Genomic DNA, 19,281 nt, shown 5'->3' with positions numbered 1-19,281 from the left:
GATCCCGAAGGTTTTCCGGGAAAGAGAATGGATGCCGATCAAACGGCGTCGGCACCGGTTTCGCCGGTGCGGATGCGGATGACTTCCTCGACATTCGTCACGAAAATCTTGCCGTCGCCGATGCGGCCTGTTTGGGCGGCCTTGCGGATCGCCTCGATCGCCGCATCCACGGTTTCGTCGGGCAGAACGACTTCGATCTTCACTTTCGGAAGAAAGTCGACGACATATTCTGCCCCGCGATAGAGCTCGGTGTGCCCCTTCTGGCGCCCAAATCCCTTCGCCTCGATCACGGTGATGCCCTGAAGGCCGATTTCCTGAAGGGCTTCCTTCACTTCGTCGAGCTTGAAGGGTTTGATGATCGCTTCGACCTTTTTCATGCCTCGGTGGCCTCCAAATGAGTTCAGGAACGGTGAGCCCGCGCCCCCTTGTTGTTCCGGTTCGAATAAAGCACGAAACATGCCAACTCTGATTAGAGCCTTGCATGAAGCATGCCAATCGCTGCATTGTGCCACCCGAAAGGCATAATCACACGGGTTTTCAGGCTGTGACTTGTTGCGCGCGGCGCTCCGGGAAGCATCAATGAACAGACACGGTGCTCAACACAGTGTGTAGTCTGCTTAAAAAATATGCAATGCGCTGAAGAAAGCGGCAGAATGTGATGCATTTGGAGGTAGTCACGCCTGAAGAGATGGGCAGAGTGGACCGTGCCGCCATCGCCCCCGGACCGCACGCCGGGTATGGTCTGATGAGGAATGCGGGCGCGGCGGTGGCAGGCGAAATCCTCGCTCGCTATGCAGAGGCAGAAGGCTTCTTCGTCTTGTGCGGCCCCGGCAACAATGGCGGTGACGGCTATGTCGTTGCGCGCCTCCTGGCTGAACGAGGTCTGGAGGTTCGCGTTTTCGCCGATGCCGGACCGGCCACGGGCAGCGATGCCGCGCTCGCGCTTGGCGACTGCCCGGTAAAGCCGGAGCCATTGTCGGCCTTCCAACCCAGACGGGCTTGGCTCGTGGTTGACGCATTGTTCGGTGCGGGTCTGAAGCGCCCCGTGGAAGGAGGGGAAGCCGCCATCATTGCAGAGGTGAGCAATAGCGGGCTTGCTGTGGTTGCCATCGATCTGCCAACCGGCTTATGCGGGTTGACCGGAAAGCCGCTCGGGTCAGCCTTTTCAGCGGACCTGACTGTCACGTTCTTTCGTAAAAAGCGCGGACATCTCCTCGTGCCGGGGAGGCAAATTTGCGGTGATCTTGTCGTAGCGGATATCGGCATTGCCGACAGTGCGCTTCATGCTGTCGGCTGCAAGGTTTGGGAAAACCAGCCTCCGTTGTGGCGGCCAATCTGGCCGAAAATCACCGCAGGCACCCACAAATATTCGCGTGGTCATGTGGCGGTGGTATCCGGTGGGGCCATCACGACCGGGGCAGCGAGACTTTCAGCGCTCGCAGCGGCGCGTGCGGGGGCAGGTGCCGTGACAGTGCTTTCGCCCGCCAACGCGCTTTCGATCAACGCTATGCATCTGACGTCGATCATGTTGCGCAAAGCAGATACGGTGAGCGAGTTGCAGGCATTTCTTGTTGACCGCAAACCCTCCGGGGCCCTCCTGGGACCAGGTGCCGGCACAGGTGGGCGAACGCGCAGTTTCGCACGCGCGCTTCTCGATCAGGCGACTGAAGCGAGCGGGCTGGTCTTCGATGCAGACGCGATCACTGCTTTTCGTGACCGGGCGGATGTGTTTTTTGGAATGATCAGGGCTTCCGCCGGCAAGGTGGTTCTCACGCCGCATGAAGGCGAGTTCGCCCGACTTTTTCCCGAACTTCAAGACGGAACAGGCGTTTCCAAAGTGCAGCGCGCCCAGGAAGCGGCCGAGCGATCGGGCGCAACCCTTGTGCTCAAGGGATTTGATACGATCGTGGCGGCACCCGACGGGCGGGCCGCAATCAATGTGAATGCCACCCCGCATTTGGCGACCGCTGGATCTGGCGATGTGCTGTCGGGAATTATCGCAAGCCTGATGGCTCAAGGGATGCCGGCTTTTGAAGCGGCGTGTGCGGGGGTGTGGGTTCATGCAGAAAGCGGTCGAACATTCGGGTATGGATTGGTCGCCGAAGACCTGCCGGATCTGCTGCCAGAGGTGTTGCAAAGATTGTTTTATAAGAAGGTGACCCCGTCAGCCCAAGCGAGATCCTGAGCGAACTCCTGGCCGCATTCATGAAACAGGGAACCAGGCGGGGTAGGCAAAACAGACGCCCCTCCGCCAGCAGGTTCAATAACGCCGCATCAAGCCAACCAGCCGTCCCTGAACCTTTACCCTATCGGGACCGAATATCCGTGTCTCATAAGCCGGATTGGCGGCTTCGAGGGCGATGGACGCTCCCTTGCGACGGAAACGTTTCAGGGTCGCTTCTTCCTGATCGACCAGGGCGACGACGATCTCGCCGGGATTGGCGGTCTGGGTTTCGCGGATAATCACCGTGTCGCCATCGAAGATGCCGGCCTCGATCATCGAGTCGCCCTTGACCTCCAACGCATAGTGATCGCCCCCACTCAGCATGTCCGGAGGCACGGCGATGGAATGGGTCTGGTGCTGAATGGCATCAATAGGAACGCCCGCAGCAATGCGCCCCATGACCGGCACAGACACGACACCGGCAATGGCGTCATCGTTGCTTGCTGCCGGCTTGGGCGGGGCAGGAGGCGCTTTGCCGAGACTGCCCTCAATGACGCTGGGCGAAAACTTGCGTGCGCCGGCATTCAGGCCCGGTGCAATCGAATCGGGCAGGCGCAACACCTCCAGGGCACGAGCCCGGTTGGGGAGCCGGCGGATAAAGCCGCGCTCCTCAAGAGCGGTGATCAACCGGTGAATACCCGACTTCGACGCAAGGTCCAGCGCCTCCTTCATTTCATCGAATGAAGGCGGGATTCCAGTCTCCTTCAGCCGCTCCTGGATGAACAGGAGAAGTTCGTGCTGCTTGCGGGTCAGCATGGGCGCCACCGAGAATCAGTTAAAAACAAAACCAGAACATACTCTATATGTTCCAGTTGTGTTCCGCAACTCCCGGTGTTGTCGTTCGACGTCTGCCGTCACGGCGCGCTGAACAGAGCCTTTGCGCCATCGGCTACGAACTGCACGGCAAGAGCTGCAAGGATCACACCGAGAAGTCTCGTCAGTATCGATCGTCCTGTCTCGCCGAGGAAATGGTCGACGCGGTCTGCAAGTGTGAACACCGCATAGGTAATGGCGATGGTCGTCAGAAGAATTCCCAGCAATGCTGCGGTGCCGACGAGGCCGCTGAAGGATCCGGAAAGAAGCACGGTGGCAGAGATCGCGCCTGGACCGGCAATCAGGGGAATTGCCAGCGGAAATGCGGCGATGTTTCGGATCATGTCTCGGGTGATTGCGCGTTCAGCACTCTTTTCATGCCGCTCCTGGCGACGTTCGAAGATCATTTCGAAAGCGATGAAGAAGAGGAGCAGTCCGCCGGCGACGCGGAACGCCGGGAGCGTGATACCAAACACGGAAAGTATGGCGCTGCCGGCCACGCCAAAGAGGGCTAGGACCGCAAAGCCGATAGTTGCGGCCCGGACGGCGACCTGATTGCGCTCAGATCGATTCATCCCGACCGTCAGCGCGAGAAAGAGCGGTGCCAGGCCCGGTGGGTCCACGGTGACCAGCAGTGTGACGAACGCGTTGAATAAGGTCTCGTAACCTGCCATCGGGGCCTCCCTTGAGACTGTCTAACCCAGTTGGGAGGCTTCAGAAAAGCTCTGATTATCAGCGTGTGTGTGGATGCTGCGGCAATTTGTCATCGACGCCATTCACAGACCACCCATATGCGTCTGAAATTGCGTTGGATTTCCTCGGCGCCAATCTCTGCTCCGATTGGAGAATCAATGGCGCTTCATATATAAGAAGTCAGTGATTCCTTATTTTGTGTGTGATCCGATTTGACTGACCAGACAACGCCGACCGGACCGGGCGAGCCCGACGATATCGAGCCGATTTCCATCATCGAGGAGATGCAGCGCTCCTATCTCGATTACGCGATGAGCGTTATCGTGAGCCGCGCTCTCCCGGATGCGCGCGACGGTTTGAAGCCGGTGCATCGGCGCATTCTCTACGCCTCTCACGAAAGCGGTTATCACTGGAACCGCAAATATGTGAAATCGGCACGTCCTGTCGCCGATGTGATGGGTAAGTATCACCCCCATGGCGATGCGGCGATCTACGATGCGCTCGTGCGCATGGCTCAGCATTGGTCCATGCGCCTGCCGCTGATCGACGGACAGGGCAATTTCGGTTCCATCGATGGCGATCCGCCTGCTGCGATGCGCTATACCGAGTCGCGATTGACGAAGGGGGCTCACGAGCTTCTCGAGGATATCGACAAGGAAACGGTCGATTTCCAGGACACGTATGATGGCTCCGGCAGCGAACCCAAGGTTCTACCGGCGCGCTATCCCAATCTCCTGGTCAATGGCTCGGGCGGCATTGCCGTCGGCATGGCGACCAACATTCCTCCACACAACCTGTCGGAAGTCATCAATGGCTGCGTGGCCATGATCGACAATCCGGCCATCAGCCTGCCTGAGCTGCAGGAGCTGATTCCGGGCCCCGATTTCCCCACCGGAGGCCTGATCCTCGGACGATCCGGCATCCGCAGCGCCTATGAGACCGGTCGCGGTTCCATCATGATGCGCGGCAAGGTCGCGATCGAGCCGGCGCGCAACGATCGCGAAGCCATCGTGATCACCGAGATTCCCTATCAGGTGAACAAGGCCTCGATGATCGAAAAGATGGCCGAACTGGTGCGCGACAAACGCATTGAGGGCATCTCTGACATTCGAGACGAAAGTGACCGCCAGGGCTACCGTGTTGTGGTGGAACTGAAGCGCGATGCGGTTGCCGACGTGGTCTTGAACCAACTTTACCGGTTTACGCCCCTGCAGACCTCGTTCGGTGCCAACATGGTCGCGCTCAATGGCGGCAAACCGGAGCAGATGAACCTGCTCGATCTGCTCAAGGCCTTTGTATATTTCCGCGAGGATGTCGTCAGTCGGCGTACGAAATATCTTCTGCGCAAGGCGCGAGACCGCGCCCATGTGTTGGTTGGCCTGGCCATTGCCGTTGCGAATATCGATGAAGTGATCAAGCTTATCCGCCATGCGCCGGATCCGCAGACAGCGCGTGAGCAATTGATGGAGCGTCGCTGGCCAGCGGCTGACGTGGAAGCGCTGATCCTTCTGATCGACGATCCGCGGCATCGGATCAACGATGACGGCACCTACAATCTTTCCGAAGAGCAGGCTCGCGCAATTCTCGAACTGCGTCTGCAGCGCCTGACGGCACTCGGTCGCGATGAAATCGCCGACGAGTTGAATCAGATTGGCGCGGAAATCAGCGATTACCTGGAAATCCTGGCATCGCGCGCTCGGATCCAGCAAATCGTCAAGGATGAGCTCATTGCCGTCCGTGACGAATTTGGCACACCTCGCCGGACAGAGATCACGGAAGGTGGCGCTGACCTTGACGATGAGGACCTGATCCAGCGCGAGGAAATGGTCGTCACGGTCACGCGCAAGGGGTATATCAAGCGTGTGCCCCTTTCGATCTATCGGGCACAGGCGCGCGGCGGCAAGGGCCGCTCGGGCATGTCCACCAAGGACGAGGATTTTGTCACGCGTCTGTTCGTGGCCAACACGCACACGCCCATCCTGTTCTTCTCCTCGCGCGGCATCGTCTACAAGGAAAAGGTCTGGCGCCTGCCAATTGGAACACCGCAGTCGGTGGGCAAGTTCCTGCGCAACATGCTGCCGCTCGAAGAGGGCGAAAGCATCACCACGATCATGCCGCTTCCCGAGGACGAGGACAGCTGGGGTGCGCTGGACGTGATGTTCGCGACGACCCGTGGAACGGTGCGCCGCAACAAGCTTTCGGATTTCGTGCAGGTCAACCGCAATGGCAAGATTGCCATGAAGCTGGACGATCCCAACGACGAAATTCTTGGCGTTTTCACATGTACGGAAGATGACGACGTGCTTCTAACGGCAGCATCGGGGCAGTGCATTCGCTTCTGCGTAACCGATGTCCGTGTCTTTGCCGGTCGAAACTCCATCGGCGTGCGTGGCATCAATCTTTCTGAAGGCGACCGGGTCATATCCATGGCCATCCTCGCTCACGTGGATGCAAGCCCTGCCGAGCGGGCAGCCTATCTGAAACAGGCCGCTGCAGAGCGGCGTCAGGTGTCCGACGAAGACGAAGAGGTGGCTCTCACCAACGAAGACGTCGGTGAAGAGGAAAGCCTGTCTACCGAGCGGTTCGAAGAGCTCAAGGCGCGTGAGCAGATGGTCCTCACCGTTAGCGAACTGGGCTATGGCAAGCGTTCATCCAGCTATGATTTCCGTGTGACGGGACGTGGCGGCAAGGGCATTCGGGCCACCGATGTCGCAAAGACTGATGAAATCGGGCCTCTGATTGCCGCGTTTCCGGTCGAGCAGGACGATCAGATCATGCTCGTATCCAATGCCGGGCAGGTCATTCGCGTGCCAGTCGATGGAATTCGTATCGCCAGTCGTGCGACCAAGGGGGTAACCATCTTCAATACCGCGAAGGGCGAGAAGGTGGTTTCTGTGGAGCGCATATCGGAAACACAGACTGACGAGGAAGAAGGTCCTCTAACCGATGACGATGTGGTCGGTGAAGCGGGTGCGGAACAGGGAGATGGCGCTGCAGAGTGACCCCCTCGCGGTGTCGTCGACTCTGTTGCCGCTCCGGTTCCGGTTTAGTGGAAGCGGCGGTTGGCGGAACTGCGAACGCGGTTTTCCAGCTTGATGCGGCTGGCCTCTTCATGAAGGCCAACGATTGTTGCAATGAGCATCGCGACGGTCATGGCGGCAGCGAGCGTAAAGATCAGCATGGCTTGTCTCCTTTTGGCTTAGTAACGTAGAGAGCCGCCATTTGGTTTCATTCTCCGGCTCGGCGCTCCCGTAGCCATTGGTGTCTTGGTTAGCCGATCTGGTTCAAACCGCTGTTGAACAACGCGTTCAGTTGGGGTTCATTTTTCTCTGCGGGAACGGTTCCGTCCCGTGCTCATAAGGGGCGATTGGCGAATTGCCATTGCCTGACAAGACGGATAAAAGCACGGCATGACCGAGCGAAAAGCTTTCTATGCAGGATCCTTTGATCCTCTGACAAACGGCCATCTCGACGTGCTCAAGGGTGCGTTGACCGTGGCCGACAAAGTGGTCGTCGGGATCGGCGTTCATCCGGGGAAAAAGCCGCTTTTCACCTATGAGGAGCGCGTTTCCTTGATCGAGCGTTCCGCGGTGGTCGAATTGGGCGAAGACGCGGGACGAATTGAAGTCGTGGCGTTTGACAAGCTGGTGATCGACGCTGCGCGCAAACACGGTGCCTCGATCATGATCCGCGGTCTGCGCGACGGTACCGACCTGGATTATGAGATGCAGATGGCCGGCATGAACGAGACCATGGCGCCGGACCTGCAGACGGTTTTTTTGCCGGCCAGCCCGTCCGTGCGCACCATTACTGCCACACTTGTCCGTCAAATCGCTTCCATGGGCGGAGATATCGCGCCATTCGTGCCGTCCGTTGTACTGGCTGCGCTTAAGGCCAAGTTCCCCGCCTGAAACCAAAAGGAGAGTTTTATGCAGCTTCGCAAGCTTGCTTCGTCTGCGCTCGTGGTTTGTAGCCTTATTGCCGGGCTCGGAACTGCTACGGCCGCAGAGCCGGAAAACACGATGATTCTAAAGCTCAAAAGCGGTGAGGTGACCATCGGGTTGCGGCCTGATCTCGCGCCGAAGCATGTGGAGCAGGTCAAGGCGCTTGTCGAGGAAGGTGCTTACGACAACGTGGCTTTTCATCGCGTCATTGACGGGTTCATGGCCCAGACCGGCGATGTACAATATGGCGATGTCGAGGATGGCTTCGATGCGCGTCTGGTCGGAACCGGCGGTTCAGACAAACCCAACCTGCCGGCGGAATTCTCGAATGCTGCATTCGCACGTGGTGCCGTCGGAATGGCCCGCTCTCAGGATCCAAATTCTGCGAATTCGCAGTTCTTCATAATGTTTGCTCCAGCTGAGCACCTCAACGGACAATACACGGTGATCGGCGAGGTCGAATCGGGCATGGACCTGGTCGATGCGATCAAGAAGGGTGATGCGGCACAGAACGGTATGGTGCAGAACCCAGACAAGATCCTGAGCGCACGCATGGCAAGTGACGGCTCGAATTAACCGCGTCGACAAAGAAAGGTACAAGAATGGCTGAAATCAAGGATCCGGAAAACACCATCGTTATGGAGACGACCAAAGGAAAGGTCGTGATCCAGCTCTTCCCGGACGTCGCCCCCGAACATGTGAAGCGCGTCAAGGAACTCACCCGCGACAAGTTTTATGACGGGATCGTGTTCCATCGCGTTATCGATGGCTTCATGGCGCAGACCGGAGACCCAACCGGAACGGGCATGGGCGGGTCCGACAAGCCCGATCTTAAAGCCGAATTCTCGAACATGGCCCATGAACGCGGCACCTGTTCGATGGCTCGTTCACAGAACCCAAACTCGGCCAACTCCCAGTTCTTCATTTGTTTCGACAAGGCTCCTTGGCTGGATCGGCAATATTCTGTATGGGGCCAGGTGACCGAAGGCATGGACAGCATCGACAAGATCAAGCGTGGCGAGCCGGTCTCGGAGCCCGACTCCATCCTCTCCATGCGTGTCGCGGCAGACGTTGCCTAAAATGTTGAGACCGGGCGGCGGGAGCGTCGCCCGATCCTGTTGGCCGGCCGGTTTGTAATGCGTGTAGACATCTTTGATTTTAATCTGCCGGAGGAACGGATTGCGCTAAGACCGGCCAATCCGCGTGATGCTGCGCGTCTTCTGAAGGTTGAGGGCCGTGTCCTGGGCGATCACTTGGTCCGTGAGCTTCCCGAAATACTTCGGCCGGGGGACGCCCTGGTCTTCAACGACACCAAAGTCATTCCCGCCCGACTTGGCGGCATGCGCCGGCGCGGCGAAGCTCAGGCCCGCATCGAGGCAACGCTGCACATGCGGGAAGGTCCGGACCGCTGGCGGGCTTTCCTGAAGCCGGCGAAGCGCGTGAATGTGGGCGAGCGGATTCAGTTCGGTCATGATGGTGAAAGCTGTTTCCTCGGTACGCTCGAGGCGACGGTGGCGGAAAAGGGTGAGGGCGGCGAGGCACTTCTGGTGTTTGATTTCTCGGGCCCGGTTCTGGACGAGGCTATCGCATCTGCCGGCCATATGCCGCTGCCGCCCTATATCGCCGGCAAACGTGCTGAAGATGAGCGTGACGAAGTCGATTACCAGACGATTTATGCCCGAGAGGAGGGGGCGGTTGCGGCGCCCACGGCGGGCCTTCATTTCACGCCTGAACTGATGCAGGCGCTGGATGCGGCCGGCATCGAGCGGTATTTTGTAACACTTCATGTGGGGGCAGGCACCTTTCTCCCGGTCAAGGTTGACGATACCGATGACCACAAGATGCACTCCGAATGGGGTGAGGTGGAGGCCGACACGGCGAAAGCCTTGAATGCGGTTCGGGAGCGGGGCGGGCGCATCGTTTCTGTCGGCACCACTTCCTTGCGGCTTCTCGAAAGCGCATCACAGCGCACCGGCAAGCTGGAGGCATGGGCTGGCGCGACCGACATCTTCATAACGCCTGGATACCGTTTTCGCACCGTCGATGTGTTGATGACGAATTTTCACCTTCCGCGCTCGACGCTTTTCATGCTCGTTTCAGCCTTCTGTGGAACGCAGACCATGAAGCGTGCCTACGATCATGCAATCAGGAATGAATACCGTTTTTATTCCTATGGTGATGCCAGCGTGCTCTTCAGGGACGACCAGTCGTGAGTGACCAGTTCATCTTCCGCCTTCTGGCGACCGACGGTGATGCCCGGCGTGGTGAAATCTCCATGCCACGTGGCACAATACGCACGCCGGCCTTCATGCCGGTGGGGACGGCAGCCACCGTCAAGGCGATGTACATGGATCAGGTCCGCGACCTGGGGGCGGACATTATTCTCGGCAACACCTATCACCTCATGCTGCGCCCGGGGGCCGAACGGATGGCGCGGCTTGGCGGATTGCACGCATTCGCGCGCTGGCCATACCCGATCCTGACAGACTCCGGCGGATTTCAGGTCATGTCGCTGGCGGACCTGCGCAAGATCACCGAAAAAGGCGTCACTTTTCGCTCCCATGTGGATGGCCAGGTGTTCGAGATGTCGCCCGAGCGGTCGATCGAGATACAGGGGCTACTGGGCTCGGACATCCAGATGCAGCTTGATGAGTGCATTGCATTGCCGGCGGAAGATGCCGAAATCGAACGTGCGATGGAGTTGTCCCTGCGCTGGGCGGAACGTTGCAAGTCGGCGTTTGGCGATCAACCGGGAAAAGCGATGTTTGGCATCGTCCAGGGCGGAGACAAACCGCATTTGCGAGAGCGTTCCGCGCAGGCTCTCGCTGCTATGGATCTGAAAGGCTATGCCGTCGGCGGCCTCGCTGTCGGTGAGCCGCAAGCAGTCATGCTCGAGATGCTCGAGGCCACCTGTCCGGTGCTGCCGGTCGGAAAGCCCCGCTATCTGATGGGCGTCGGCACTCCGGACGATATCCTGCAATCAGTCGCGCGCGGGATCGACATGTTCGATTGCGTGATGCCCACCCGAGCCGGCCGGCACGGGCTCGCCTACACGCGGCGCGGCAAGATCAACCTCAAGAATGCCCGCCACGCCGAGGATATGCGTCCGTTGGATGAAGAAAGCGATTGCCCGGCTGCGCGGGATTATTCGCGTGCCTATCTTCATCATCTGGTCAAAGCGGGAGAGTCACTCGCCGGCATGTTGCTGACCTGGAACAATCTCGCTTATTACCAGTCGTTGATGCAAGACATCCGGAATGCCATCGAAGCCGGACGCTTTGCCAAACGCTCAGCGGAGATCCGGGCTGCTTGGGAAGAGGGCGATATCCCGCCACATTGAGTAATTTTGCTCAAAGAGTGTGCAAGGCCGCCGATCTGGAGCGTAGGAATTGGGCATCGCCCTCCTTTCTCTGCTCGAACCGCCGTAACATTTAGAAACACCTTGCTTTTTTCCGGCTTCCCCGTTGAAATGCCTCAGAAAGGAGCATTTCTTGACGGCATTTGACGAGATGCGCCTGGGGGGCCAGGCCCGAAATCCCTACGAAGATTACCAGAGCTGGTTTGACCGGCAGGACGCCAAACGCCTTAAGCAGAAGGCGGGCGACGCGGAACGGGTTTTCCGAAGAACGGGGATCACCTTTGCGGTTTATGGCGATCAGGAGGCGGCGGAGCGACTGATCCCATTCGACATCGTTCCACGCATCATTTCGGGCAAGGAATGGCGCCGACTCGTCCAGGGGATAGAGCAGCGTGTTCAGGCGCTCAATGCGTTTTTGGAAGACATCTATCATCGACAGGAAATTCTGCGCGCAGGGCGCATACCCCGCGAGATCATCTCTGGAAATGAGGCGTTCTTGCCGGAAATGATCGGCGTGAAACCACCTGGAGGGGTGTATACCCACATCACCGGCGTCGACATTGTTCGGACCGGGGAAGATGACTTCTTCGTTCTGGAAGACAATGCCCGCACCCCCTCCGGGGTCTCCTATATGTTGGAAAACCGGGAAACGATGATGCAGCTCTTTCCGGAGCTGTTTCAACAGGTGAAGGTGCGGCCCGTCGAGAACTACCCGCAGCTCCTTCGCGATTCTCTGGCTCGCGTGAAGCCGGAGCTTTGCGAGGGAAAACCGACCATCGCCGTCCTGACACCCGGAAGCTTCAATTCAGCCTATTTCGAGCACGCGTTCCTGGCGGACCAGATGGGTGTGGAGCTCGTGGAGGGATCGGATCTCCGTGTGGTGGATGGCCATGTGGCCATGCGAACCACACAGGGCTACCGGCGTATTGATGTTCTCTATCGCAGGATTGACGACGACTATCTCGATCCGTTGACCTTCCGGCCGGACTCTGTCCTCGGAGTGCCGGGCATCATGGATGTCTATCGGGCCGGCAAGATCACAATCGCGAACGCTCCAGGGACCGGGATTTGCGACGACAAGGCGATCTATTCCTATATGCCGGAGATTGTGGAGTTCTATACGGGTCGCAAGGCAATTTTGCCCAATGTCCCCACCTGGCGCTGCTCGGAGCCGGACAGCCTCGCCTATGTTCTGGAGCATCTGGACGAACTGGTCGTCAAGGAAGTCCATGGATCAGGCGGATATGGGATGCTTGTGGGGCCTGCCGCTTCGAAGAAGGAGAGGGCGGCCTTTGCAAAGAAACTGAAGGCCCGCCCGAAAAACTATATCGCCCAGCCGACGCTATCGCTTTCCACCTGTCCGATCCTTACCAGCAAGGGCCTGGCTCCACGCCATGTGGATCTGCGTCCTTTCGTTCTCGTGTCGGATCGCATTCGGATCGTGCCGGGTGGGCTTACAAGGGTGGCGTTGAAGAAGGGATCCCTCGTGGTCAACTCCTCACAAGGAGGAGGGACAAAGGATACCTGGGTTCTCGATGATTAGGGCGCGTTGACATGCTTCTTGGACGTTCAGCCAACGGTCTTTACTGGATGGCCCGTTACATCGAGCGGGCGGAGAATATGGCGCGTCTGGTCGACACCGGGCTGAGGCTGGCGTTGACAGAGACAAGCGCCTCATCCGACGAATGGGCCTCGGTTCTCACGAGCGCCGGTGTGCGTGATGTGTTTGAACAGGACAACGATACGTTCGATACGGCCACGGTCACAAACTTCCTGCTCCGGGACACCGGCAATCCGTCGAGTGTTCTCTCGTCCATCGATACGGCGCGGATGAATGCGCGGATGGTGAGAACAGCGCTCACGCGGGAGACTTGGGAGAGTGTGAATGAAGCGTGGATGGCCATGCATCGTATGCTCAAGCGACGCGTGGACGAGCAGGATCTGCCTGCCGTTCTTGATGCGGTCAAACGCGAAACCGCACTCATTCGCGGTGCGTTTCAGGGCACCATGTTGCGCAACGAGATCTTCGATTTTGCGCAAATGGGTACGATGATTGAGCGCGCCGACAACACCTCCCGCATACTCGATGTCAAATATTATGTGCTTTTGCCATCGGCCACTTGGGTCGGTTCCTCGCTCGACAATATCCAGTGGCAAACGATCTTGCGTTCGGTCTCCGCCTTGCGGTCATACCGCTGGACCCATGAAGGGGATTTCAACCCTGCGAACATCGCCGATTATCTCATATTGAACCGGCGTATGCCGCGTTCCCTGGCATTCTGTTACCGGCAGATCTGCGATTCTCTGGACTATATGGCGGATGAATATGGTGTGCGGCAACGGTGTAATGAGATGGCCGACGCCAAATTCGAGAAACTGAAAATGGCCGCAGTTTCGGATATATTCGATGAGGGCTTGCATGAGTTTTTGAGCGATTTCATCCGCGACAATGCCGCTTTGGGCAATCAGATCGCGGCAGATTTTCGCTTCTATTAAGGGTAGTCCGATGCGTCTTAAAATTACGCACCGCACGGAATACCGCTATGACGCGCCTCTCTCCTACGCGTTGCAGCGCCTTCGGCTGTGTCCTCAAAGTGGTCCGACCCAGGATGTTCTCGAGTGGTCGCTCAATATCGAGGGCGCCACACAGGAAGCGCAATTCATCGACGGGTTCGGGAATGATACCCGGCTCGTAAGCATAGAAGGCGGGCAGCACACGATCGTTCTTGAAGCGTCGGGTGTTGTGGAAACCCGTGATACTGCGGGGGTCACGGGCAAGCATCAGGGGCTCGCTCCATTATGGCTCTTTGGTCAGCAAACCCCGCTATGCACGGTCGGGCGCGGAATATCAGCGCTGGTGCGCGACATTGCCGGCGGCACCGATGTGGAAAGGTTGCATGCACTGATGAACGAAGTGCGCGAGCGCGTTGCCTATCGGATCGGCGCCACGGATGCGGCCACGACGGCGGAGGAGGCCCTCGCAAACGGCGAGGGGGTCTGTCAGGATCACACGCATATTTTTCTGACGACCGCCCGATTGATGGGTTTTCCCGCGCGGTACATAAGCGGATATCTGCGTATGGATGACAGCGACGAACAGGCAGCGAGCCATGCCTGGGCCGAAGCCTATCTTGACGGTCTGGGATGGGTCGCCTTTGACTGCTCCAACGGTATTTCGGCAGACCACCGCTATGTGCGTGTGGCAACGGGGCGTGATTACCGCGATGCGATGCCGGTGATGGGGATCAGGGTCGGTCAGGCTCAGGAAGAGCTTGCGGTTCAGATCACGGTGGAGCAGTAGTCTTACTGAACGAATCTGAATGAGGCACGGTCCAGATGACCTATTGCGTCGGGCTGAAAACGCATCACGGCCTGGTGTTCATGTCCGACACGCGGACGAATGCCGGCGTCGACAACATCTCCATCTTCCGCAAGATGCATTGCTGGCAAAAGCCGGATGATCGCGTCCTGGTGTTGCTTTCGGCAGGCAATCTGGCAACCACGCAAGCCGTGATCAGCCTGCTAGATGAGCGCACCAAGGCACCCGACGAGCGAACGCCCTCCATGATCGAAACCCCGTCCATGTATCAGGCAGCTCGTCTGGTAGGGGATACCGTCAAAGAGGTCATTCGGCAGTCGGCTCCGGCCGGTCAGAGTGCCGATGCGTTCGGCGCTTCCTTCATTCTGGGTGGTCAGATCCGTGGCATGGAACCGCGTCTCTTCCTCATCTATCCGGAGGGGAACTTCATCGAGGTAGGCGCCGACACGCCGTTCTTCCAGATCGGTGAGACGAAGTATGGCAAACCCATTCTGGTGCGCGCATTCGACCCGACCATGAGCCTGGAGGAAACGGTGAAGCTCCTGCTTGTCTCCTTCGATTCCACGCTGAAGTCCAATCTGTCCGTCGGCCTGCCTATCGATCTTCTGTACTACGAGAACGATACGTTCCGAATCGGCTACGAAAAGCGCATTGAAGCCGACAATCCGTATCTGCGGGAAATCTCGGAAGGCTGGTCCGACGCATTGAAAAGGGCTTTCAAAAGCCTCCCTGATTTCAAGCGCTAAGGTCGCTGCCGATACGGCTCATATTGTTGCGCGCGTCAGATCGCCAGGTCTCTTGCCTCTCTCAACCTGACAGCTGAGATCCGATAGATGCCGTCGGGCTGTCGTTGCAATGTGTACACTGCCTCATAACTATTGCCGTTCGGACCCGTCGCTAGCACGCGCTGAACAACGGTTGTCGCATCCGGTTCGATCGCCCTCCCAAAAGCGAAGCTGCGGGGACGATAGACCGGTTGATAGCCACGAGTGACCGTGTCGGTGAACTGTTCGACCGTGGGAAACAGCTCCCTGATGTTTGGCGCGGCATAGCTGTAGGCCAGCCCATATTCACCGGCCTGAAGCGCCTCGATCTGGCTTCTGATGGAGGATTGCGTCGCGCGGATTTCTGCTTCGCCCGCGAAAACGAACGCAGGCGAAAGCAGTGTCAGCGTGAGTGTTGGCAAGAAATTCTTCATTTCTCCGTCTCCCTTTTCTGCGTATGTCCGGCTTTTTTCTGAGATAGTCCCGCCTTTCAGTTCAGCTTGAAGTTACGATATGCATGCGGAAATGGTTTCACGCGTGATGGCACCTCCGATGCCGACAGTGAGTTTCCCGAGCGTTTGCGGTCGCGGAAAGCTTGTTCGATTTTCGTTTTTGGATTTAAATGCCTCAAAACGAAAATTGAGAATGCGATGAACCTTTCCTTCCTGACGCCCCGGTTGTCTGAAATCCTCGAGCAGGCCAAGGAGCATGGTCGGGTTTTGGTCGACGATCTGGCCGAGCATTTCGGTGTTACCCCGCAGACGATACGGCGTGATCTCAATGAACTTTGTGATCGACGCCTCCTGACCCGGATCCACGGGGGAGCCCTGCTGCCTTCCGGTATAGAAAACATGGAGTATGAAGCGCGGCGCAAAATCGCCTCGGAAGAAAAACGCGCAATCGGTCAGGCCGCAGCGCGCATCATTCCTGACAGAGCGTCCCTTTTTGTGAATATCGGCACAACGACTGAGGCCGTAAGTGATGCTTTACTAGATCATGAGGGGCTCATGGTCATCACAAATAACATCAACGTTGCCAATAGGATGAGGGTGTTTCCCTCATTTGAGGTCATCATCGCCGGTGGCGTGGTGCGCGGGTCTGACGGCGGGGTCGTCGGGGAGGCGGCGGTGGATTTTATCCGCCAGTTCAAGGTCGATTATGCGGTCATCGGCGTTTCGTCGATTGACCCGGATGGCGCGCTCTATGACTTCGACTTTCGCGAGGTGAAGGTGGCGCAGGCCATCATCGCAAATGCGCGGCATGTGATTCTGGTGTCGGACTCCACCAAGTTCGAACGCGGCGCGCCGGTCCGTATCGGGCACTTGTCCCAGGTCGACACCTTCATCACAGATCGTTGCCCACTGCCTGCGATGCGTGGCTTGTGCGAGGATGCGGGTGTGCGGCTGATTGAGACCGAATGTTAACGCAGATTGGTTTTCGTTTGACATTCACTTTTCTTTCGAAATAATTCTTTTGTCTCCAGGGCAGGGCTATCCCTGTCAAACACGAGGCAGGGAGAAACGTGTGCCCGGTTCCAAGTCCGTCCGTTCTGACATTTTTGACGTGTTCGTCATTGGCGGCGGAATCAATGGGTGCGGGATCGCGCGAGACGCGGTGGGGCGCGGCTATTCCGTCTTTCTGGCGGAAATGAACGACCTGGCGAGCGGTACCTCGTCAGGCTCCACCAAGCTCATTCACGGTGGGCTGCGCTACCTGGAATATTACGAGTTTCGTCTCGTTCGTGAGGCGCTCATGGAACGCGAGATCCTGTGGCGCAATGCGCCGCATATCATCTGGCCCATGCGTTTTGTATTGCCTTTGCACAAGGGGTTGCGCCCGGCTTGGCTCGTGCGTCTCGGGCTCTTCATCTACGATCATATCGGCGGGCGGAAACTGCTTCCGAAGACTCGCACGCTCGACATGCGCACCGATCCGGCCGGCAAGCCGCTGAAAGCTTCCTACCGCCGGGCATTCGAGTATTCCGATTGCTGGGTCAATGATGCGCGCTTCGTTGTTCTCAATGCACGCGATGCTGCTGATAGGGGAGCGGACGTTCGGATACGCACCCGGGTCGTTTCGGCTGAAGACGAGAACGGGATCTGGAACATCCGTATTCAGAACCTTCTGACGGGCGAAATGGAAACGGTGCGGGCGCGATACCTCGTCAATGCTGCCGGTCCCTGGGTCGATCACGTCATTTCAGGCGTGCTGGGCCAGAACGACGTTCACAATGTTCGGCTGGTCAAGGGCAGTCACATCGTTGTCAGGCAAAAATTTTCCGATCCACGCGCCTATTTTTTCCAGAATGCCGATGGCCGGATCATCTTCGCCATTCCCTATGAAGAAGATTTCACGCTGATCGGCACCACGGATGAGGACTATGATGGTGATCCCAGGGAAGTCGCCATCAGTGACCGCGAGACCGATTATCTATGCGCTGCCGCAAGCGAGTATTTTGCCGAGCCCGTGACGCGCGACGATATCGTTTGGACGTATTCCGGTGTTCGTCCGCTGTTTGACGACGGTGCCTCGAAGGCTCAGGAGGCGACGCGGGACTACGTACTGAAATCCGAGACGGCGCGCGAGGGCGCGCCCATGCTGCATGTGTTCGGCGGCAAGATTACCACCTACCGGAAACTGGCAGAATCGGCGCTGGAGAAGATTGGCGAAGCGATCGGAAAAAAAGGAGAACCGTGGACGGAGACGGGTGTGCTGCCCGGTGGTGATTTTCCCGCCAATGGCTATGAACAACAGGTTGACGCGCTTTTGCGCGACTATGCCTTCCTTGAGCGAAGCTGCGCGGCACGACTGATCAGATTGTATGGTCTGGGTGCACGCGATCTTTTGGGAGGGGCCCGGTCGATCGATGATCTCGGGCGGCATTTCGGCCTTGATCTCTATGAGGTCGAACTTCGGTATCTGGCAGCTCGTGAATGGGCGGTCAGCGGTGAGGACGTGCTTTGGCGCAGGACCAAGCGCGGATTGTGGCTGACGTCGCAGGAGGCGGCAGAAGTCGACAATTACATGCGTAACATTTCGGGAATGCAAGACCAGGCGGCCAACGCTGGGGGAGGACATGCTTGAACTGCGCAATGTATCGAAGGTCGATTCAGGCCTGACGCATATCGACGATGTGTCGCTGAAGCTTGAGCCCGGCACGCTGAACGTGTTGCTTGGTCCCACGCTCGCCGGCAAGACCACCTTGATGCGCCTCATGGCGGGGCTCGACCGATCGACCGGCGGCAGCGTCTGGATGGACGGTGCGGATGTGACCGGCGTCCCCGTCCAGAAGCGAAGCGTCGCCATGGTCTACCAGCAGTTTATCAATTATCCGGCGATGACTGTCTTTGAAAACATTGCCTCGCCGCTGCGTGTTGCGGGCTTCGACAAAAACACGATCGACGAGAAAGTGCACGGGGCAGCCGAACTGCTGTATCTGACTCCCCACCTCAAGCGCACACCTTTGGAGCTTTCCGGTGGGCAACAACAGCGCACTGCGCTCGCCCGTGCCATGGTCAAGGAAGCGAGGCTTGTTTTGCTCGATGAGCCGCTTGCCAATCTTGATTACAAGCTCCGCGAAGAATTGCGCGCGGAACTGCCCAGGATCTTTGCCGCCTCCGGTGCGATCTTTGTCTACGCGACCACGGAGCCGAGCGAAGCCTTGCTGCTTGGCGGCAACACGGCCACCTTGAGCAAAGGGCGGCTGACGCAGTTCGGTCCGACGATCGACGTCTTTCGACGACCGGTCGACCTTGTGACAGCTCAGACCTTCTCCGATCCGCCACTGAACACCGTGGCTGCAGTCAAAGCCGGAGAGGTGTTCGTCCTCGATGCGAATGTCCAGGTGCCGGTTCCCGAATCCCGGATGCGGGCCCCCGATGGGAATTATACGCTTGGTTTCCAGCCCCACCACCTTTCTCTGACGCCGAGGGAACCCGGCGCGGTTTCCGTCAAGGCCTCGGTCTCGGTCACTGAGATAACCGGTTCTGAGAGTTTTGTTCATTTGGAATTCGCTGGTCATCGCTGGGTGATGCTCGAGGAAGGTATCCACCGTCTGGAGGTTGACCAGATCGTCGACGTGTTCATCGACACCCGCCACATGCTGATATTCGATCCGGCAGGCGGTTGTGTGGAATCACAAGAGAGCCAGGCGGCATAGGAGGCGG

Annotated in this window: 19 protein-coding genes; 14 read left to right on the top strand and 5 right to left on the bottom strand. The window is 58.2% G+C overall.

The window, feature by feature from the left end; translation table 11 throughout:
- Nucleotides 1-38: 38 nt before the first annotated feature.
- A complete protein-coding gene (locus KW403_RS17775; RefSeq protein ID WP_007009552.1) occupies nucleotides 39-377 on the bottom strand; it encodes a P-II family nitrogen regulator in 339 nt (112 codons plus the stop codon).
- A 281-nt stretch (nucleotides 378-658) separates the two neighbouring features.
- Here KW403_RS17775 and KW403_RS17770 point away from each other — a divergent pair, with 281 nt between their 5' ends.
- Complete coding sequence (locus KW403_RS17770) at nucleotides 659-2,185, top strand: NAD(P)H-hydrate dehydratase (protein ID WP_223020736.1); 1,527 nt, start codon at nucleotides 659-661, stop codon at nucleotides 2,183-2,185.
- A 75-nt stretch (nucleotides 2,186-2,260) separates the two neighbouring features.
- Here the strand turns inward: KW403_RS17770 and lexA are convergent, their stop codons facing one another.
- Together lexA and KW403_RS17760 are read right to left on the bottom strand one after the other, a co-directional pair.
- Nucleotides 2,261-2,980 carry a transcriptional repressor LexA gene (gene lexA, locus KW403_RS17765; protein ID WP_223020735.1) on the bottom strand — a complete coding sequence of 240 codons (720 nt, stop codon included), beginning with the start codon at nucleotides 2,978-2,980 and terminating at the stop codon, nucleotides 2,261-2,263.
- Between the two features lie 98 nt (nucleotides 2,981-3,078).
- The gene (locus KW403_RS17760; protein ID WP_223020734.1) at nucleotides 3,079-3,711 is read right to left on the bottom strand and encodes a MarC family protein; all 633 of its coding nucleotides are present in this window, start codon (nucleotides 3,709-3,711) and stop codon (nucleotides 3,079-3,081) included.
- 231 nt (nucleotides 3,712-3,942) lie between these two features.
- Between KW403_RS17760 and gyrA the strand changes: the two genes are divergently transcribed.
- The gene (gyrA, locus tag KW403_RS17755) at nucleotides 3,943-6,732 is read left to right on the top strand and encodes a DNA gyrase subunit A (protein ID WP_223020733.1); all 2,790 of its coding nucleotides are present in this window, start codon (nucleotides 3,943-3,945) and stop codon (nucleotides 6,730-6,732) included.
- Between the two features lie 44 nt (nucleotides 6,733-6,776).
- Here the strand turns inward: gyrA and KW403_RS19465 are convergent, their stop codons facing one another.
- Nucleotides 6,777-6,911, bottom strand: a complete 135-nt coding sequence (locus KW403_RS19465; RefSeq protein WP_281425614.1) for a hypothetical protein — start codon at nucleotides 6,909-6,911, stop codon at nucleotides 6,777-6,779.
- Nucleotides 6,912-7,140: 229 nt separating this feature from the next.
- Here KW403_RS19465 and coaD point away from each other — a divergent pair, with 229 nt between their 5' ends.
- The 9 genes from coaD to KW403_RS17710 all read left to right on the top strand — a co-directional run bounded on the left by coaD (nucleotide 7,141) and on the right by KW403_RS17710 (nucleotide 15,097).
- Complete coding sequence (gene coaD / locus KW403_RS17750) at nucleotides 7,141-7,641, top strand: pantetheine-phosphate adenylyltransferase (protein WP_223020732.1); 501 nt, start codon at nucleotides 7,141-7,143, stop codon at nucleotides 7,639-7,641.
- An 18-nt stretch (nucleotides 7,642-7,659) separates the two neighbouring features.
- Nucleotides 7,660-8,250, top strand: a complete 591-nt coding sequence (locus KW403_RS17745) for a peptidylprolyl isomerase (RefSeq protein ID WP_223020731.1) — start codon at nucleotides 7,660-7,662, stop codon at nucleotides 8,248-8,250.
- 26 nt (nucleotides 8,251-8,276) lie between these two features.
- The gene (locus tag KW403_RS17740) at nucleotides 8,277-8,753 is read left to right on the top strand and encodes a peptidylprolyl isomerase (protein ID WP_223020730.1); all 477 of its coding nucleotides are present in this window, start codon (nucleotides 8,277-8,279) and stop codon (nucleotides 8,751-8,753) included.
- Between the two features lie 57 nt (nucleotides 8,754-8,810).
- On the top strand, nucleotides 8,811-9,887 hold the full coding sequence (gene queA, locus KW403_RS17735; RefSeq protein WP_223020729.1) for a tRNA preQ1(34) S-adenosylmethionine ribosyltransferase-isomerase QueA: 1,077 nt from the start codon (nucleotides 8,811-8,813) through the stop codon (nucleotides 9,885-9,887).
- Nucleotides 9,884-11,014, top strand: a complete 1,131-nt coding sequence (gene tgt, locus KW403_RS17730; protein ID WP_223020728.1) for a tRNA guanosine(34) transglycosylase Tgt — start codon at nucleotides 9,884-9,886, stop codon at nucleotides 11,012-11,014. Before queA ends, tgt begins: the two co-directional genes overlap by 4 nt.
- A 151-nt stretch (nucleotides 11,015-11,165) precedes the next feature.
- Nucleotides 11,166-12,575 (top strand): circularly permuted type 2 ATP-grasp protein, encoded by a 1,410-nt coding sequence (locus KW403_RS17725; protein ID WP_223020727.1) that lies wholly within the window; start codon nucleotides 11,166-11,168, stop codon nucleotides 12,573-12,575.
- Nucleotides 12,576-12,586: 11 nt separating this feature from the next.
- Nucleotides 12,587-13,528, top strand: a complete 942-nt coding sequence (locus KW403_RS17720) for an alpha-E domain-containing protein (protein WP_223020726.1) — start codon at nucleotides 12,587-12,589, stop codon at nucleotides 13,526-13,528.
- A gap of 10 nt (nucleotides 13,529-13,538) precedes the next feature.
- Nucleotides 13,539-14,333, top strand: a complete 795-nt coding sequence (locus KW403_RS17715; RefSeq protein ID WP_223020725.1) for a transglutaminase family protein — start codon at nucleotides 13,539-13,541, stop codon at nucleotides 14,331-14,333.
- 35 nt (nucleotides 14,334-14,368) lie between these two features.
- Nucleotides 14,369-15,097: a proteasome-type protease gene (locus tag KW403_RS17710; RefSeq protein WP_223020724.1), complete on the top strand. Its 729-nt coding sequence runs from the start codon at nucleotides 14,369-14,371 to the stop codon at nucleotides 15,095-15,097.
- Nucleotides 15,098-15,132: 35 nt separating this feature from the next.
- Here the strand turns inward: KW403_RS17710 and KW403_RS17705 are convergent, their stop codons facing one another.
- Nucleotides 15,133-15,549 carry a DUF4864 domain-containing protein gene (locus KW403_RS17705; RefSeq protein WP_223020723.1) on the bottom strand — a complete coding sequence of 139 codons (417 nt, stop codon included), beginning with the start codon at nucleotides 15,547-15,549 and terminating at the stop codon, nucleotides 15,133-15,135.
- 216 nt (nucleotides 15,550-15,765) lie between these two features.
- Between KW403_RS17705 and KW403_RS17700 the strand changes: the two genes are divergently transcribed.
- The 3 genes from KW403_RS17700 to KW403_RS17690 all read left to right on the top strand — a co-directional run bounded on the left by KW403_RS17700 (nucleotide 15,766) and on the right by KW403_RS17690 (nucleotide 19,274).
- Nucleotides 15,766-16,539 (top strand): DeoR/GlpR family DNA-binding transcription regulator, encoded by a 774-nt coding sequence (locus KW403_RS17700; RefSeq protein WP_223020722.1) that lies wholly within the window; start codon nucleotides 15,766-15,768, stop codon nucleotides 16,537-16,539.
- 100 nt (nucleotides 16,540-16,639) lie between these two features.
- Nucleotides 16,640-18,199, top strand: coding sequence for a glycerol-3-phosphate dehydrogenase (gene glpD / locus KW403_RS17695; RefSeq protein ID WP_223020721.1), 1,560 nt, complete (start codon nucleotides 16,640-16,642; stop codon nucleotides 18,197-18,199).
- Nucleotides 18,192-19,274 (top strand): ABC transporter ATP-binding protein, encoded by a 1,083-nt coding sequence (locus tag KW403_RS17690; RefSeq protein WP_223020720.1) that lies wholly within the window; start codon nucleotides 18,192-18,194, stop codon nucleotides 19,272-19,274. The genes glpD and KW403_RS17690 overlap by 8 nt, the downstream gene beginning before the upstream one ends.
- Nucleotides 19,275-19,281 lie beyond the last annotated feature (7 nt).

The sequence above is a fragment of the Nitratireductor kimnyeongensis genome, assembly GCF_019891395.1.
In the GTDB taxonomy this organism is placed as follows: domain Bacteria; phylum Pseudomonadota; class Alphaproteobacteria; order Rhizobiales; family Rhizobiaceae; genus Nitratireductor; species Nitratireductor kimnyeongensis.
This window is presented reverse-complemented; position numbering and strand designations above follow the sequence as displayed.

Bases quoted from the DNA above. Each gene is read 5' to 3' on its own strand.
- KW403_RS17710 (WP_223020724.1), top strand. From the start codon at position 14,369: ATGACCTATTGCGTCGGGCTGAAAACGCATCACGGCCTGGTGTTCATG.
- KW403_RS17760 (WP_223020734.1), bottom strand. From the start codon at position 3,711: ATGGCAGGTTACGAGACCTTATTCAACGCGTTCGTCACACTGCTGGTC.
- KW403_RS17770 (WP_223020736.1), top strand. From the start codon at position 659: ATGCATTTGGAGGTAGTCACGCCTGAAGAGATGGGCAGAGTGGACCGT.
- KW403_RS17775 (WP_007009552.1), bottom strand. From the start codon at position 377: ATGAAAAAGGTCGAAGCGATCATCAAACCCTTCAAGCTCGACGAAGTG.
- coaD (WP_223020732.1), top strand. From the start codon at position 7,141: ATGACCGAGCGAAAAGCTTTCTATGCAGGATCCTTTGATCCTCTGACA.
- KW403_RS17700 (WP_223020722.1), top strand. From the start codon at position 15,766: ATGAACCTTTCCTTCCTGACGCCCCGGTTGTCTGAAATCCTCGAGCAG.
- KW403_RS17705 (WP_223020723.1), bottom strand. From the start codon at position 15,549: ATGAAGAATTTCTTGCCAACACTCACGCTGACACTGCTTTCGCCTGCG.
- lexA (WP_223020735.1), bottom strand. From the start codon at position 2,980: ATGCTGACCCGCAAGCAGCACGAACTTCTCCTGTTCATCCAGGAGCGG.
- KW403_RS17690 (WP_223020720.1), top strand. From the start codon at position 18,192: ATGCTTGAACTGCGCAATGTATCGAAGGTCGATTCAGGCCTGACGCAT.
- KW403_RS17745 (WP_223020731.1), top strand. From the start codon at position 7,660: ATGCAGCTTCGCAAGCTTGCTTCGTCTGCGCTCGTGGTTTGTAGCCTT.
- KW403_RS17720 (WP_223020726.1), top strand. From the start codon at position 12,587: ATGCTTCTTGGACGTTCAGCCAACGGTCTTTACTGGATGGCCCGTTAC.
- queA (WP_223020729.1), top strand. From the start codon at position 8,811: ATGCGTGTAGACATCTTTGATTTTAATCTGCCGGAGGAACGGATTGCG.
- KW403_RS19465 (WP_281425614.1), bottom strand. From the start codon at position 6,911: ATGCTGATCTTTACGCTCGCTGCCGCCATGACCGTCGCGATGCTCATT.
- KW403_RS17715 (WP_223020725.1), top strand. From the start codon at position 13,539: ATGCGTCTTAAAATTACGCACCGCACGGAATACCGCTATGACGCGCCT.
- KW403_RS17740 (WP_223020730.1), top strand. From the start codon at position 8,277: ATGGCTGAAATCAAGGATCCGGAAAACACCATCGTTATGGAGACGACC.